We start from the raw sequence: 16,747 nt of genomic DNA, 5'->3' as shown, positions 1-16,747 counted from the left end.
ACATTTGTAGTGCAAATTTTACTGCCCCAAATTTGATCACTTCGTGACTTATTTGGGGCTTTTTCTTTGCACACTATACTGTGAAATACTTACTCAGATTGAGTTCTACATTTTCGGGAATACCCTGATCTATTACGGAATACAAATACCCTGCAGCAGACAATGCAGGTGAACTATCTTCCTGCATCAGACAACAGGAACGTTTCGCAAATTAACGGCACCAGCTATCGCAGTTTATCTCAGCAACTCAAAGCTTCCTTCAAGGCCACCGGATGAACTTCCGCCGGCATATACTTTAAACTCTCCCGGTTCCGCCTGCCTGACCATTTTTGCATTGTAGAAGGCCAGGTCATCTGCATGCAGCACAAAGCTGACGGTCTTGCTTTCACCGGCCTTCAATGATATCTTTTCAAATCCTTTTAATTCCTTTACCGGCCGGGTGAGACTGCCCACTAAATCATGGATATAGAGTTGCACCACTTCATCACCATCGCGCTTGCCGGTATTGGTTATCGTCACTGATATTTTCAGTGAGTCGGCCATTGAAAATTTATGGCTGCTCAGTTTCAGATCAGTGTAAGTGAACTGTGTATAACTCAGCCCGTAGCCGAAAGGATAGAGCGGAGTGTTTGGAACATCAAGATATTTGGAAGTGTATTTATTGTTTTCATCAAACGGCCGTCCGGTATTTTTCATGTTATAATAAAGAGGAATCTGCCCGACATTTCTTGGAAAAGTCATTGCCAGTTTACCGGAAGGATTATAATCTCCATACAAAACATCTGCAATAGCATGACCGGCCATAGTACCGGCAAACCATGTTTCCAGGATGGCATCAGCGTTTTTATCCAGTTCAGGAATAACCATCGGCCGGCCGTTCATCAATACCACAACAATGGGTTTGCCTGTTTTTTTCAATGCATCGAACAGTTGCTGCTGAACACCGGGAAGACTGATGTCAGAACGGCTCGCTGCCTCACCCGACATCGAAGCACTTTCTCCAAGTGCCAGTACTATCACATCAGACCGGTTGGCAATTGCAATAGCAGCCGCGAAATTACCGGTTGAGTCATCGTTGATATTACATCCCTTCGCATACAAAATTTTACTGCTGTTATTTATGCTTGCATTCATCCCCTGCAATAAAGAGATTGCTTTTGCCCTGTCACCTGCACCGGACCACGCTCCGATCATATCTTCTTTGTCATCAGCCAACGGGCCAATCAGGGCAACGGTCATTTCTTTGGGAAGCGGCAAAATATTATTTGCATTTTTCAATAGCACCATCGACTTGCGTGCCATATCCCGGGCGGCTTCCAGGTTTTCTTTTGTCATTATATCCGTTGCTTCACGTTTCGGATCAAGATAGCGGTACGGATCTTCGAAAAGCCCAAGGTCATACTTGATGCCGAGTATCCTTTTCACCGCATCATCTATTTCCGCGATGCTGACTTTGTTTTCAGCCAATGACTGTTTGGTGTAATTGTAATAAACGGCGCCCTGCATATCCATATCAACACCTGCATTCAATGCTTCTTCTCCGGCTTCTTTTTCATCCTTTGCAAAACCGTGTGGCACCATTTCATTAATGGAGGTGTAATCCGTTACGATAAATCCATTCCATTTCCAGTCACGTTTCAGGATGTCTTTCAGCAGAAACGGATTACCGGAAGAAGGTACTCCGTTGATCTCATTAAACGAGGTCATAAAAGTGGCCACACCGGCATCGGCACATGCTTTAAAAGGCGGCAGGTACACATCCCGTAAAGTATTTTCGGAAATATCCACTGTGTGATAGTCGCGCCCTGCTTGCGCCGCACCGTATGCTGCATAGTGCTTGGCGCAGGCGGCAATGGTATTTTTGCTGCTTAAGTTATCACCCTGGAATCCTTTCACTCTTGCCTTTGCAATCTGTATTCCCAGGTAAGTATCTTCACCTGCTCCTTCCATCACTCTTCCCCATCTCGGGTCGCGCGCGATATCCACCATTGGTGCAAAGGTCCAGTTAATGCCTTCTGCGGAAGCTTCCGTAGCGGCTATTCTCGCCGATCTCTCCATGGCTTGCAGGTCCCAGCTGCAGGCTTCCGCCAGCGGAATCGGAAATATGGTACGGTGGCCGTGAATGACGTCGTAACCGAAGAGCAGTGGAATATGCAACCGCGTCTGCTCTACTGCCGTACGTTGCAATTCAAGATTATACTTCACGGTATAGGCATTGAATATAGAGCCCATCCTGCCCGACCGGATATCTCCGAGATAATTGCTTCTAACTGTTGGACCCGTCACATCCCAGTCGGAGGTGAACAAGGTCATCTGACCAATCTTTTCTTCCAAAGTCATTTTCCCAAGCAGGGAATCAATAAAATGCTGCTTCTTGCCCTGTGCAGCAGTGCTGAACGGAGAGAGGAAAATGGTAATGACTAAGGCGAGCAGGAAAAAGATTTTTTTCATGAAATGGTTTGATGGTGGTGAAAAAAGGCAAGGCTGTTTTATATCCGTTAATTGGTAAATCCGAGTTTATTCATGGCAGTACTTACTTCAGGGCACGACATAAAAAGATTCCATAACAATCCTGTCCTGTAGTTTTCAATCATCACGATGATCGGGCCTTCATCGATGGCCAGGTCTGATGTGCCATACCAGCCTTCCGTTGGATTGAACGCATCGTAAAAACCATATGGCCCCCATAATTTATCACCTAACGTATAGTAGAAAAATCTCAGGGCTTGCATGGATGCTTCCGGTGTGTATGGAAAAGAGGAAAGTGCTGCAGTAGGTGCGATCACGCCCAGGTCGTTGGTGGGAGAATGCGCACTGTAACCGCTCTGATTGTCGCTTGCGGTAAGTCCCCAGCAGGATGGTCCATATCCGATGTAATTCTTAGGATTGTCGATGCAGTACGCACGGTTGATTTGAGAATGATTTACATTCTGCTCCCAGTAGTCTGCATAATCATCTTTCAGATTATGCGGGTTGAAACCAAGGAATGAATAATGAGCAAAGAAGAGCGGTCCGCCATAGGCAAAGCCAACAGGCAGGGAATAGCCATAGTAGCTGTTGCCATTGATGATGCTGCCGTTGCCAGCCCATCCGGTATGATAAACGGATGGAGTAATTGTGTGTGTTGGCGATCCTGCCGCGAGCAGATAGGTAATCAATGCTTCATCGTAACCATGTATAGGCATATTCATGATCCAGCCTTTATCCGGCGACCAGTGCCAGTACAGTACATCCTGCCCTCCTTTCGTGAACCAGTCCCATTCGACCGAATTCCAGAGATTATTGATTTTGGCAATGAGGTTACTTTCCTGTGTATTTCCCGCATCCAGAAACTGTCTTACTGAGAGCAATCCCTGAATCATGAATGATGTTTCCACCAGGTCGGCGCCATTGTCGTTGGTGCTGAAGGGGACAACTTCACCGTTGTTGCCGTTCATCCAGTGCGGCCAGGCACCATGAAAGCGGTCTGCACTGGTGAGAAAGTCGACGATCTTTTCCAGGCGGTCAACACCTTCCTGCCTGGTAATAAAATTTCTGCTGATACCTACCATTATGGCCATCACACCGAAACCTGAACCTCCTGTAGTAACAATGTAACCGGAAGATTCGCGCTCCAGGGCTAATCCACTCACCGGATGTGCATTATCCCAAAAATATTTAAAGGTGGCTGCTTCCACGATAGTGAGTAACTCATCATCGGATACCACCGGAAATTTTGGGGCAGTATCCAGCGCAGCAAAAAATTCTTTTGTATAACCGTCAAACACCGTTCCACCGGTGCCTTTGATCTGAGCAGAAAGCGTCAGGTAATAGCGTTCAAAATGCTTTAAGGGAGTATTCGCAATAATATTGATTTTTTTATTGCTGTCGCTAAGCGTGTAGGAGATGTCGGCATATTCTCCGCCATTATACACTCTTACCGAATACTGATCAAGGGAGGCAGGATCAAGCGGCTGATCGAAGGAAGCTATTGCAGGAAAATTCCTTTCTACATCTGTGATACGCGATGTGGTCAGCAATTCCTGTCCTGCTACACTAACTGAAAGTAATTTTAATGAAGCATGCACTGTTGTAAACTCAATGACCACACCAGCAAAAGATTCGTGTTGCGCCCCGCTGATGGCATCAGACAATTCAAGCATATAGATGGTATTATGCTGGAGCGCGGAAGAAGGTGTGGCTGAAATTGTTTTATTGTTATCGAGAAAAGAAAACTGAAGAGAAACATTATTACCTGCTGCACTGAGGGAAACGGCATTGCGTACCGTGCCGGTATCAAGCGCTGAGGAGAAAGTAATGACCAATGGCTGATCAACCGGTATCTCATCATTCAACGCGCCGGCGGTAAAATGTAATACTTCGGTTCCGATGCGGATCGTGGACAGTTGCAGCAATCCGGGAGTTACGGGCGCATCATTTTTTTTGCAGGAAAAATCAATTACCAGCAGCAGCAAAAAAAATATGATCCTGTTTTTACCCATCATCTGACAACAGAGTGTCTAAACAAACCAAAGGTTCCCGGCCTATAGGACAGGGAACCTTTGGAGTTAAACTGCTTAATGATATGCCACGTATTGTGGTATTACTTACTTGAGTTGTACATCAGGGTGATTTCATCCTGTGTCAATGCCCTGTGATACACTCTCACATCATCGAGCCAGCCCTGGAAGTGGTTGGAATCAGGTGAATTCACATTACCCCAAGGTTCAGTAGAGAACAGTGCACTTGATTTATCTTCAGCAAAACCGAATACAAATCCCTGGCCTACATCGGTAGCGGTAGGGTCAAACTTCAAACCAACTGCATTGAGTTTGTTGGCACCTGCAGGCCACAAATTGAAATCCTGTGCTTTCATCAATTCACCATTGATGTACATAGAACCAATTTTGCTCGCAGCATCATAAGTAAATACAACATGCGCCCAGTTGTCTTTCAACAAAGCTGCAACACCACCGCTTCCGGTGAGGTCTTTGCAGAAAATCCAGCCTTGCCAGCCACCGTTGTCTTTAGTTACACCGTCACCGGGGAACCAGCAATCTTCACCTTCGGTAACAGTACCACAGTCGTACTGTGCGGCAATTTTGCACCATGCATAATCGCCGGGGATTTCAAACTGGAATCCTTTGAAGAATCCTGTTCCCATTACAAAATTTCCTTTGGGGTTACCGCTTCCATCAACATGGCCTGCGCTTTCTGCTTTTACCCAGAAGCTGAGTGCAAAGCTGGCAGTGTTCATCAGGGTAGGTCCGCCCGGATATTCAATGTAAGTGGTATGTCCGTTGAAATAGGCAGCTTGTCCCAATACCGTGCTCTTAGAGGCAGCAAAAGTTACATCTGTATTTTCAGCAGCGGTGTAAGCACCGGTTAAATCATTCACCGATGAATTTTCAAAATCCCAGTACGCAACAGCACCTGCAGGAGCGAAAGTGCCCGCTGTGGTGAAGGTCCTGGTGATGGTTGCTGCAAGCATTTCACCTTCGGTAGATTTCAGGCCACCGATAGACAGTTCATACAAAGCGCCTGTAGCCAGTTCATCATTCGGTGTAATGGTAACAGTGCTGCCGCTGGTGCTGATGGTGAGATCAACCGATGCAGCATCATAATCACGGGTAAGTGTGATGTTGGTTGAATTCGCGGTAGCAGCATCAACATCCGTTGAAAAAACCGCGGCAATAGCAGCATCCGTGGCAACACCCGTTGCACTGGAAGCGCCGTTCAGATCAACACCGCCTGCAGTGAGAGATGAAAGCGTCAATGCCACCGGCTCGTCTTTCTTACAACTTTGTACCAGGATGGCGAAAAGCGCAATAGCTACCATGGAACTCATAATCCATTTCATGTTTTTCATTGTGATTTTTAATTTGGGTTAAAAAAATTGGTTTATGCAAAATTGAACTAAAAAATCGTGATTACCATCCCGGATTCTGAGAAAGTGTGCCTTGTGAAATATCTATCTCCGTTTGTGGTATGGGCAGTAATTCGTTTTTATTGGTTTTAAATCCAAGGGGGCCGAGCACTGAGGCGGCTTTGCCGGTGCGCACGAGGTCCCAGAATCTGACACCTTCCATCGCGAGCTCTGACCGGCGTTCTTTCAGGATCAGGTCATTCAGGGCATCTTTATTTGTTTCGGTGATGTCGGGAAGAATACTGGCATTACCTTCCCTTGCCCTGGCCCTTACCTCGTTCAGATATTTCAATGCATCGGCAGTCTGACCGTTCTGGTTCAATGCTTCCGCAGCAATCAACAGCACTTCAGCATAGCGGATAAGCCGGCGGTTATGGCCCCACTGCTCACTGGTGGATGTTCCGGGAATCCATATCTTCTGATTATAACATTCAATCTCTTTTACCACTGTATTGGTAGCATCCGTGTAGGTTACATCCGGTGTGCTCCCATCGCCAAGAATAGTGACACCATCAATTACTTCTCCGAGGAATATGATGGTGGCATCCATCCGCGGATCGCCCGGCTCAAAAGAATCGCGCAGGTTAATGGATGGCCTGTTAAATCCCCATCCGCGGTTTGGTGTTCCGCGTACACCCTGCACATTTGAATATTGATTGCCCCCGTTTTCCTGTCCCTCATATTCTATAGCGCCGATTTCAAAGACGGATTCCGAATTGTATTGTCCGTCGAGTGAAAAGGTATGAGAAAAGTTGGGGTCGAGTGCATATAGATGTCCGTTGATAACATCCAATGCATAGTTGGCTGCATTCTGATTGTCGCCGTCAAAGAGGTACACCTTAGCTAGCAGTGCTTCGGCTGCTCCTTTAGTAGCCCGTCCATAGTCAGCAGGATTGAGCGCAGTTTTTTCCGGCAGATGATCGACGGCAAACAACAAGTCGTCTTTGACGAGTGCATACACATCTTCTTTTGAGGAACGTGGCACGTTGAGTTCAGGTGTGGTAGAGGTGATGATAGGAACGCCGCCCCATGCGCGTACGAGATCGAAATAGTATAACCCTCTCAAAAACCTGGCTTCAGCTACATACCGGTCACGCAGGGTTTCATCCATGCTGATCTCCGGCACTTTTTCAATCACCACATTGGCGCGTTTAATTCCTTCATATACCGCACTCCACCATCTTGACAAGCCATCCTGGCTGGTGCTGATGGAAAAATCATCATACGGGCCGACCGTATTGGCCTGATCGGATGGGTTACTGCCTTTATGCGCATCATCCGACATAATATCCAGAATCGGATAGCCACCGGAATGGTAAAACCAGTTACGTAATGTATTGTACACTGCATTTGTGGCAAGCAAGGCATCATCAGCCGTTTCCGGAAAATTCTCCTGCGTAAGATTGCCCTGCGGTACCTTATCGAGAAAATCGGAACAACTTCCGCTGATAAGCATCAGCGCGATGAAAAGTGAACGGGTTAAGATGGTTCTCATATCAGTTGCTGTTAGAAGGTAAGATTAAGACCCAATGAATAGATGGATGTTATAGGATAGGTGCCAAGGTCAATGCCATTGGACAGCACATCCTCGCTGCCAATTTCAGGTGTATAGCCGGTGAATTGGGTGATGGTAAAAAGGTTGGTGCCACGGATATACAGGCGCGCTTCCTTCATGTGAATTTTTGAAGCAATGCTTTGTGAAAAGCTGTAGCCGAGCGTTACACTTCTCAACCGGAGAAATGAACCGTCCTGGATAAAGCGGTCGGATGGAGCATAATTCACGCCGCCAGATGCAGCCCGCGGCTCTGTGGTGCTCGTTCCTTCGCCGGTCCAGTGATCGATCACGTGCACTTCAAAATTATAAAGGTCGGGACGCACTGCTTCTTTACCGTTATACAATTCATTGCCAAGCTGGCCTTGTAAATCAACAGACAGATCAAAGCCTTTATACGATGCTTCGAGGTTAATGCCATATACAAAATCGGGAATTGGTGAGCCGAGGAACACCCTGTCCTGCGCATTAATTTTTCCATCACCGTTCTGATCCACGAAGCGCAGGTCACCCACGCCGGTGAGTGATTCATGCGGATAAGCTGCCAGTTCAGCCTCGTTTTGAAAGATACCATCGGTCTGGTAGCCAAAGAAGGAGCCAATCGGGTTTCCAACGCTGCTTTGGGTTACGGTCTGACCATTACCGAGGTTTCCGCCAAACAATACAGAATCAACGCCGCTGTTGCCACCAACGCTGAGCACTTCATTATGAATAGTGGTACCAAGCAGGCCAATCCGGTAATGAAAACCATTTACCTCATCGTTCCAGGCCACGTTAAATTCAAAACCGCGGTTCAATACGGAACCTGCATTGTAACGCACTTTGACGCCTTCACCATTGCCAAAATATCCGGGTGTTGAAAGTTCCACGAGGATGTCATCGGTAGTCCGGCTGTAAAAATCAAATTCCGTGGATAACCTGTTTTGAAGGAAGCCAATCTCAAGGCCGATGTCGGTTTGCTTAGTACTCTCCCACTTCAAATCAGGATTACCGGTTTTACCATAGGTTGAACCGGGGAGCAGCGCTTCACTCTGCCCGAAAACACCATTCACCTGGTTCAGCACTAAAGCGTACTGATCCAGATAATTAATTTTCTCATTGCCGATCACTCCGTAGCTGGCACGCAGTTTCATATTGGAAATTGCGGGTACACTTTCCATGAACGTTTCATTACCGATATTCCAGCCGCCAGCGATCGATGGGAAATTAGAATAACGGTTGTTGATATTAAACTTGGAGGATCCGTCTCTTCTGAATGTGGCCGTTAACAGGTACTTGCTGTTGTAGGTATAGTTGGCCCTGAAGAGATAAGAGATAAGCGAATAATTTAGGTTCGGGTCCACACCATTGCTGATACTCGTTGGATTGATATTGTCTGCATTCAGGTACCAGAGATTCTTGGTATCACCGAGTATATTGGTGGCTGCGGCGCTCAGGAATTCAGAACTGGCTTCCTGCATGGTATAACCGGCCAGTGCATCCACGGAGTGCTTATCAAATGTCTTCTTATAATTGAGTGTATTTTCCCATAACCAGTTAACATTCTCGGAGTTGCCGACGAACAGATCGTTCACTTCATTCTGCTGCTGGGGTGACACATAGAAAACCGGTGTGAAGCTCCGGTTCTTCTGATAGTTCATATCAACGCCAAAACTTGTTCTGAAGGTGAATGCCTGCAGAAATTTCACGTCGCCAAATACATTGCCCACCGTGCGCAAACCTTTCTCAAAGTTGTTGGTGTATTCTATATCCGCCAGCGGATTTCCCACGCCCGGCACCTCACCGTATGTACTGTCAGGATTAAAGGGAACAGCAACAGGCTGTGCGCGGTAAGCGCCATACGTCGCATTGGCTGTGTTCTGCTGCTCATAAGGGGCAAAGGTAAGGTTGTTGCCCAGCCTGAAGTTTTTTGAAAGATTATAAATGTTATTCAGCTGAAAGGTGAATCGTTCATAGTTGGATTTTTCAATAATACCCTGCTGATTGAAATATCCAAGGCCCACATAATATTGCGATTTAGGGGAAGACCCTGCAACAGAGAGGTGATAATTCTGCATCGGCGCATTCTGGAAGACGAGGTCCTGCCAGTCTGTGTTGGGCACTGCATCGAGGTTATTATAAGAACCCGGCGTGATATCGTTAACATAAGCGGCGAACTCTTTTCCATCCAGCAATTCAATTTTCTTTGCAAGAATCTGTGATGAATATTCCGCATCAAAGTTTACGGTAGGCGTTTCCTGGCCACCGGCTTTCCCCTGCTTCGTGGTAACCATTATTACACCATTCGAACCTCTCGAACCATAGATGGCTGTTGCCGAAGCATCCTTCAATACTTCCATCGACTGAATATCACCCGAATTTAAGAATGAGATATCATCGAGTATCACGCCATCCACCACATAAATAGGTGATGAATTGTTAAAGGTGCCGACGCCTCTTACCCGCACCACCGCCCCTGCACCGGGCGCACCGGAAGTGCTGGTAACCTGCACGCCTGCTACCTTGCCCTGCAATGCCTGCACCGGTGAAGCGGCCGGTATCTTTGTAAGATCGGAGCCCCGTACGGAAGACACGGCACCAGTGAGATCACTCTTTTTCTGCGTGCCATATCCCACCACTACGATGTCGTCCAGTATCGCTACATCCAATGGCAATACCACATCCACCACATTGCGGTTGTTTATACCGATGTGCTGCGTTATGTAACCGAGATAAGAAAAGATCAGGGTATCGGTGCCGGCACTAACATTTAAGCTGTAATGGCCATCAATATCAGTGGATGCACCTGCAGTGCCTCCTTTAACCACCACGTTAACACCGGTCATGGGCTGACCATCATCAGATCCTGTTACCGTGCCCTGCACAGCGAAATTTTGAGCCTGTGCTGTAGCTGAAAGCAAGAGCGCTGCTGCAAAAAGTATATTTCTTACCATATCAAGAATTTTGAAATTTGAAATGCTTCTATTCACTGATGGTATTCCGTAAAGTGCTTTGATGAATTGTACTGTCATTTAATTCCAAAAATAAATCCTTTCCTTTTCAGCTGCTGATAACTTCTCTTATTGAACTTATAAAAACTCGCCGACCTGTGTGAAACCCCTTCCTGTCTCTCCTTCAACTTGTTTAAAAAACCGCAATTGAGCATTTTCTTCCTGAAATTCCGTTTATCAATTTTCCGCCGGAGAATAACTTCATAAATATGTTGGAGCTGTGTAAGTGTAAATTTCGCAGGCAGCAGTTCAAAGCCAACCGGTTCGTATTGTATTTTATGCCGTAGTGTTTCGAGTGCTTTGCGGACGACCAGGTTATGGTCAAAAGCCAGCCGGGGAATTTTATCAGCAGGCCACCAGTAAGCATTTTTCGTGTAACCGGAAACAGGGTGAAGGCCGTTGACGGTGCGTTTGATAATGGAATAATAAGCCACTGTAATAACCCGTCCCTGCGAATGGCGGTCAATTTTTCCAAAGGAATAAAACTGTTCAAGAAAGATGTTTTTTAATCCTGTCAGTTCATAAAGCACTCTCGCTGCCGCTTCATCAATATCCTCCGTGTCGTACACCAGGTTGCCGGGAATAGCTTTCCAGCCTTCATACGGCGGCTGATTTCTTTCCACCAGGAGCACCTTCAATTCCTGCTCATCAAAGCCGAAGATTACGCAATCCACCGAGAAATCAGAATGCAGCTTTGGCAGCCTGTGCTTTGAATGCTTTTTGATCAACAGCAGGTATTATTGACAAAAATAGGATTCTTATCTGCATAGTGTATTTCTTACACTATTATTTATATCAACAAGGGGCCGGCATCAGCAGTGCTGTTATTGATTCAGATTCACTGCGAACAGATCCGTGTTTTGACTGCATGCCAATTTGATTCAACCTTTCCTTGCAACTGAAGTATATGTTTTTACCAGTGCCAGCTGCTCATTTAACCTGATCGAGCCACCCGCCTTTGAATCCGGCCTTCTTCAATCCTGCCACGATATATGGATTCTTCTTCATCAGGTTCCATACTAAACCACTCTGGTAATTCTCCAGCTGAATAATGATCGGCCCTTCATCAATGCCGAGGTAATCCTGATCCACCCAACCCTGCGATCCGTCTTTATTGATGATGGAGAGATTGAAGGCATCTTTGAATCCATAACGGTCATATACTTTGCCGCCGTATTGTTGCTTCATGGCTTTCAGAGCAGGCAGGCATATCTCCGGTGCAAACGGTATGGAGCCGCCTGCCGCAGTGGGCGCTATAGTGCCGTCGTCCTGCACATACCATTGCGCCGCACCGCGGGCAGAATAACCCATGAATGAAATATTAGGGTTGCTCTTGTTATCATTGCCCGGACCATCGCAGGCGGTGAGCCCCCACACAGATGATGAATATCCTACATAGCCTGCAGGATTATTGATACAATAAGCCTGGTTGGCGTAGGTAGCCCGTCGCGAATTCTCGAAATAATCGATGCCTTTGCTGCGCATGTAATCATCGGTGATCCCTTTAAAATCGATATACATGTGCGAGTACTGATGTCCGAACAAAGGACCGAAGTTCACCATCTCTTGTCCGTAGTAACTTGCCCATTGATAAGTGTCCGTCCAGGCCTTCCAGCTTTCCGCCTTGATGGGATGCGTGGGTGAACCCAGTGCAAGCACATAGATGATCATCCCTTCATTATATCCTTTCCAGCGCGCATCAATAAAACCATTTTCAGGGTGCCATCCCATACTCATGGTGGCATCGTTATTCATGGCCCAATCCCATTCCACGTTTCTATACAGTGCATCCGCAATGTCACGTATCTCCTTTTCGGTTGCATTGTCCGCATCAAAATAACTCTGGCAGGAAAGTATGCCTGCCATCAGTAATCCGGTATCCACGGTTGACAATTCCACATTCTCAAAACGCAATCCGGTTACCATGTCGATAAAGTGATAGAAGAATCCGCGAAAGCCGGTTACTCCGGTTTTGGCATCACCCATCTTAGCCTGCTGAAAAAACCGGAGTGTCTTCAACACCCTCTCAGCAGCCTGTTCCCTGGTGATGTATTTCCTTTCTACACCAATAAGATAAGCCGTGAGACCAAATCCCGTTGCCGCAATGCTGGAAAAACTTTTCGACGGCCATCGGTCGGGAATCTGTCCGTTGTTTTCACCGGCCAGATCCCAGAAATAGTGAAAAGTGTTTTCCGACAAGGAATCAATAAATGTAGCAGGAACAAGCGGTGCACTTTTCTGGTAGCAGGCTGACATCAGGAAGACCGGCATGAACAGCAACAATAAAGCTTTGTTGATTTTTTGCATAGTTGAAAATGGATTGGTTGTTTAATCTGCGCGAATGATGATTTTTCTCAACAGTGAATTGAAGACAGCAATTAATCACGGTAATGACAGCACATGGTGGCAGCATGATAAAAGTAAAGGTTATCATCACAACTGCAAAACACTGCTGTTCAAAAGGCATTGGACTTAAACAGCTTCACGGCGAGCGCAAGCAGGATGACACCAAAAACCTTTCTCAGCAGGTTGATACCACCACTGCCCAGCAGCTTTTCAATCCGGTGCGTATTCCTCAGCACCAGGTACACCACCACCAGGTTGATCAGGATGGCAACGATGATATTTTCAATGTGCTGGTACTGTGATCTAAGCGAGAGCAATGTGGTGAGTGTGCCTGCTCCTGCTATCAGCGGAAATGCGATAGGTACAATAGATACCGTCTCAGGCGACTCGCCTTTGAAGAACCTGATGCCAAGAATCATTTCCAATGCGAGAAAAAAAATAATGAATGCTCCCGCAATGGCGAAAGAAGCAATGTCGATACCGATGAGCCGCAGGATTGATTCTCCCAGGAAGAGGAAGACGATCATGATGATACCGGATACGATGGTGATCTGCTCTGATTTAAGCCTGCCTGTCTTTTGCTGCAGGTCAACTAAAACCGGCAGGCCGCCTGTAATATCAATCACCGCGAAAAGTATCATGCTGATGGCGCCGATATCCTTACCGTTGAAGTGCATAATGAATCGCTTTAGTCAAAGATGATCATTTAATTTTTGTATGCCATGATTCCTGCAAGTCTTATGCATCATATACCTGACTTGACTGGTACGATCATCATGTTGGTTGAAAAGGCGCCGCCCTTATACCATTGAAAGCAGTCAACTTATTGTGCAGCGATTGTTGCTGCCTGCAAATAATAATTTTACTTTTATATAATGATGAGACACGTTCATTGCCTGCTTTTGTTTATCATGCAGCTCGGTGCCGCATCTTCCCAGCCTGTAATACATTTTGATGAACTGAAGGGTACTGTCAATCCATATACCGCAACGCTTCCACCCTGTCTTTTATCAGTTTTTTCACCCACAACTTCATCAGCGCGGGATGTGCTGTTCAAGCCATCAACAGAAACTTTTGATTACTACGACATGAATCAGGCGCTGTGGTTTCCTTTGTACTTCTTTGATTACGATTATAACATCGATGGCCAAATAAATATTCTCAACGAATATAATTTTGACCAGGTCATCAACGATTACATCAACAGCAGGCGGACTACTTACGGTTATGATGTATTTGGATTCCAGCAGTTTTACCAGGAAGAAATCTATGATGCCACCACCGGAGGATTTATCAACAGCATGTTGAATGAGCAGCAGCACCTTTCTTCCGGCAGCATACTGCAGGAAAAGATCAGCTACTGGAATACAATAGCTGCCGCCTGGACAGCCAATCACAAACACGATTATGCTTATCTGCCGGATGGCAAAGAACTTTCCATCACACATGCTGATTGGGTGGACAGTACGATGAGCTGGAATGCTTATGCGCAGTATGTTTCCGGTTACGATAGCAATAACAACCTGGTACGCTATGCCGGTAATACATGGAACAGTGATTCGATGTGGTGGCAGCCCGAAACAAAAGATACCATGGTTTATAATGCACAACAGCAACTGGTGCACAGCGAATCAATGATCTGGTCGGCTGCAGAAGAGAAATGGCTGATTTATTACGGCAACAACTTTGAATATGACGCATCAGGCAACATCCTCCAGATAACGAACCTAACCTGGGATGGCAATACCTTTCAAAACCTCAATCAGTACTTCTATATTTATGAAGATGACAAAATCACCAATCTCATTTTCCAGGTCTGGAATGCCAGCTCTGCATCATGGGAGAACTTCAACATGATTACATGGCACTACGGGCTTACCGGTTTCCCTGAGCAAAAAATATTATCCAACTGGCTGGGAACAGGCTGGGAAGCTACGTACCGCTACCTGTATACTGTAGACGACTACGGCAACCTCCTGCAATCCATCGGACAAACATGGAATGATCAGTTTCATATCTGGAATAATGTGGAACGATATACCGCCACCTGGCTGGAAGTGATGACGCCTGCTGATATGCTACACGATCAGCTTTTTAGTCCCTTCCTTTTTCCTGTGCCCACCGCCGGCAATATATACCTGTCGGGCCTCGATGCTTTACATCATTATACTGTGACTATCACTGATGCTGCCGGAACAATATGGATGGAAACGGCTGTTGATGCCGGGCAACCAATCAATACAGGAACTTTGATAAACGGAATGTATCTGCTGACTATAAAAGAAAATAGCCGCAACCATGTTGCAGCCCTTCCCTTTTTAATGGCAAAATAAAATGCTTAGCTGTGTGAAGCAGCCGGCTTTTCACTTTGGGTAATGGATCCGGGACAACCCATTTTCTGACTTCCGCAGGATGTTACCGCTATCGTGATCACGAATGCGAGGGCAATCACTGCCAGTAACCTGGAAACTGAAGTTTGATGGAGCATGTTTAAAAAAATTTAGGACAGGCGTTTTTCTTCTGACTAATTTCGGCCGCTATTCCGCTCAAAAGTAAGCTGAATTGTTATTTCCTGCAAACCTAAAAAAATGAATGTTCACTTTATCGCAATCGGCGGAAGTGTTATGCACAACCTGGCCATTGCCTTAAGCCTGAAGGGTTATTCCGTTACCGGTTCTGATGATGAGATCTTTGAACCTGCCAAAAGCAACCTCGACAGATTTAGTTTGCTGCCTCCCTCGTTAGGATGGCATGAAGAGAAAATTACAACGGCGCTCGACGCTGTTGTGCTCGGCATGCATGCAAAGGCGGATAACCCTGAACTGGTAAAGGCCAAAACGCTGGGGATAAAAATTTATTCCTTTCCTGAATTTTTATACGAACAGTCGAAACATAAAACACGCGTCGTCATTGGCGGAAGTCATGGTAAAACAACGATTACGGCCATGATCATGCACATACTGAAGAAAAATAATGTTGACTTCGACTATGCCGTGGGTGCGAAGCTACAAGGCTTCGACATTATGGTTCGCCTTTCTGAATCTGCTCCCGTCATGATCCTGGAAGGTGATGAATATCCTGATTCCGCCATCAATAAAAAACCCAAGTTTCACCTCTATCATCCCGACATCGCACTCATCAGCGGCATTGCCTGGGACCACATCAACGTGTTTCCCACCTTCGAAAATTACGTAAGCCAGTTTAAAACTTTTGCAGCACTCATTCCGGAATCAGGCCGGCTGATTTACAACGCGGAAGACGAAGAGGTTTCCGTGATAGCTGCGGCGATTAACACTGCCGTCTGGAAAGTTCCTTATGCCACGCCTGATTTCTTTATTCAAAATGGCACAACCTATCTGAAGCGCAGTGATGAAAATATTCCATTAAAAATCTTCGGAAGGCATAACCTGCAAAACATGATGGGCGCCATAGAAGTATGCAAAGCATTAGGCCTCAGTGAAACAGACTGCCTGGATGCCATCAGGGATTTCGCGGGAGCAGCGAGGAGACTTGAGCTGCTCGGACAAACCACCACTTCCGCCACCTTCAAAGACTTCGCCCACTCTCCTTCCAAGCTGAAGGCGACGCTTGCAGCAGTGAATGAACAGTATCCGCACCGGAAGCTGATCGCCTGCATGGAGTTGCATACCTACAGCAGCCTCAACAAACAGTTTCTCACCGAATACTGCGACAGCCTGAAAGATGCCAGCGTGAAAATTATCTTCTACGACGCACACACTTTTAAGATTAAAGGGCTTGAACCACTGACACCGGCTTTGATACGGGAAACATTCAACGACGACTCCATCATCGTTTTCACCGATCAGCAATTGCTGCATGATTTTCTGCACGCACAAACCTGGGAGAACACCAACCTGCTGATGATGAGTTCGGGTAACTTCGGCGGTTTGGATTTAAAAGAGTTGAGTACATTTGTCAGCACGCATGCATAAT

Annotated in this window: 11 protein-coding genes; 2 read left to right on the top strand and 9 right to left on the bottom strand. The window is 46.3% G+C overall.

Going from position 1 to position 16,747, the window contains the following annotated elements; all coding sequences use genetic code 11:
* Positions 1-234 precede the first annotated feature (234 nt).
* The 8 genes from bglX to K1X61_14860 form a co-directional block, all read right to left on the bottom strand.
* A complete protein-coding gene (gene bglX / locus K1X61_14895; protein MBX7109934.1) occupies positions 235-2,451 on the bottom strand; it encodes a beta-glucosidase BglX in 2,217 nt (738 codons plus the stop codon).
* 47 nt (positions 2,452-2,498) lie between these two features.
* Entirely contained in the window at positions 2,499-4,142 is a 1,644-nt protein-coding gene (locus tag K1X61_14890; GenBank protein MBX7109933.1) for a beta-glucosidase, read from the bottom strand.
* Positions 4,143-4,582: 440 nt separating this feature from the next.
* A complete protein-coding gene (locus tag K1X61_14885) occupies positions 4,583-5,839 on the bottom strand; it encodes an Ig-like domain-containing protein (GenBank protein MBX7109932.1) in 1,257 nt (418 codons plus the stop codon).
* A gap of 70 nt (positions 5,840-5,909) precedes the next feature.
* Positions 5,910-7,400: a RagB/SusD family nutrient uptake outer membrane protein gene (locus K1X61_14880; protein MBX7109931.1), complete on the bottom strand. Its 1,491-nt coding sequence runs from the start codon at positions 7,398-7,400 to the stop codon at positions 5,910-5,912.
* Positions 7,401-7,411: 11 nt separating this feature from the next.
* On the bottom strand, positions 7,412-10,390 hold the full coding sequence (locus tag K1X61_14875; GenBank protein ID MBX7109930.1) for a TonB-dependent receptor: 2,979 nt from the start codon (positions 10,388-10,390) through the stop codon (positions 7,412-7,414).
* A gap of 74 nt (positions 10,391-10,464) precedes the next feature.
* Complete coding sequence (locus K1X61_14870) at positions 10,465-11,175, bottom strand: NUDIX domain-containing protein (protein ID MBX7109929.1); 711 nt, start codon at positions 11,173-11,175, stop codon at positions 10,465-10,467.
* A gap of 202 nt (positions 11,176-11,377) precedes the next feature.
* Positions 11,378-12,754, bottom strand: coding sequence for a hypothetical protein (locus K1X61_14865; protein MBX7109928.1), 1,377 nt, complete (start codon positions 12,752-12,754; stop codon positions 11,378-11,380).
* Positions 12,755-12,903: 149 nt separating this feature from the next.
* Positions 12,904-13,470: a MarC family protein gene (locus tag K1X61_14860; protein MBX7109927.1), complete on the bottom strand. Its 567-nt coding sequence runs from the start codon at positions 13,468-13,470 to the stop codon at positions 12,904-12,906.
* Positions 13,471-13,668: 198 nt separating this feature from the next.
* Between K1X61_14860 and K1X61_14855 the strand changes: the two genes are divergently transcribed.
* Positions 13,669-15,126 (top strand): T9SS type A sorting domain-containing protein, encoded by a 1,458-nt coding sequence (locus tag K1X61_14855; GenBank protein MBX7109926.1) that lies wholly within the window; start codon positions 13,669-13,671, stop codon positions 15,124-15,126.
* A gap of 5 nt (positions 15,127-15,131) precedes the next feature.
* Here K1X61_14855 and K1X61_14850 read toward each other — a convergent pair whose 3' ends face one another.
* Entirely contained in the window at positions 15,132-15,281 is a 150-nt protein-coding gene (locus K1X61_14850; GenBank protein ID MBX7109925.1) for a hypothetical protein, read from the bottom strand.
* Between the two features lie 100 nt (positions 15,282-15,381).
* Here K1X61_14850 and K1X61_14845 point away from each other — a divergent pair, with 100 nt between their 5' ends.
* Complete coding sequence (locus K1X61_14845; GenBank protein ID MBX7109924.1) at positions 15,382-16,746, top strand: peptidoglycan synthetase; 1,365 nt, start codon at positions 15,382-15,384, stop codon at positions 16,744-16,746.
* The last annotated feature ends 1 nt before the right edge of the window (position 16,747 follow it).

This window comes from Chitinophagales bacterium, assembly GCA_019694975.1.
Lineage (GTDB): Bacteria > Bacteroidota > Bacteroidia > Chitinophagales > UBA10324 > JACCZZ01.
The sequence above is the reverse complement of the archived record's forward strand: the minus strand, read 5'-3'. Positions and strand labels throughout refer to the sequence as shown.

What these genes read in the sequence shown, in the direction of transcription:
- K1X61_14890 (MBX7109933.1), bottom strand. Translation starts at nt 4,142, where the DNA reads ATGCTTGAATTGTCTGATGCCATCAGCGGGGCGCAACACGAATCTTTT.
- K1X61_14880 (MBX7109931.1), bottom strand. Translation starts at nt 7,400, where the DNA reads ATGAGAACCATCTTAACCCGTTCACTTTTCATCGCGCTGATGCTTATC.
- K1X61_14885 (MBX7109932.1), bottom strand. Translation starts at nt 5,839, where the DNA reads ATGAAATGGATTATGAGTTCCATGGTAGCTATTGCGCTTTTCGCCATC.
- K1X61_14855 (MBX7109926.1), top strand. Translation starts at nt 13,669, where the DNA reads ATGATGAGACACGTTCATTGCCTGCTTTTGTTTATCATGCAGCTCGGT.
- bglX (MBX7109934.1), bottom strand. Translation starts at nt 2,451, where the DNA reads ATGAAAAAAATCTTTTTCCTGCTCGCCTTAGTCATTACCATTTTCCTC.
- K1X61_14850 (MBX7109925.1), bottom strand. Translation starts at nt 15,281, where the DNA reads ATGCTCCATCAAACTTCAGTTTCCAGGTTACTGGCAGTGATTGCCCTC.
- K1X61_14865 (MBX7109928.1), bottom strand. Translation starts at nt 12,754, where the DNA reads ATGCAAAAAATCAACAAAGCTTTATTGTTGCTGTTCATGCCGGTCTTC.
- K1X61_14875 (MBX7109930.1), bottom strand. Translation starts at nt 10,390, where the DNA reads ATGGTAAGAAATATACTTTTTGCAGCAGCGCTCTTGCTTTCAGCTACA.
- K1X61_14860 (MBX7109927.1), bottom strand. Translation starts at nt 13,470, where the DNA reads ATGCACTTCAACGGTAAGGATATCGGCGCCATCAGCATGATACTTTTC.
- K1X61_14845 (MBX7109924.1), top strand. Translation starts at nt 15,382, where the DNA reads ATGAATGTTCACTTTATCGCAATCGGCGGAAGTGTTATGCACAACCTG.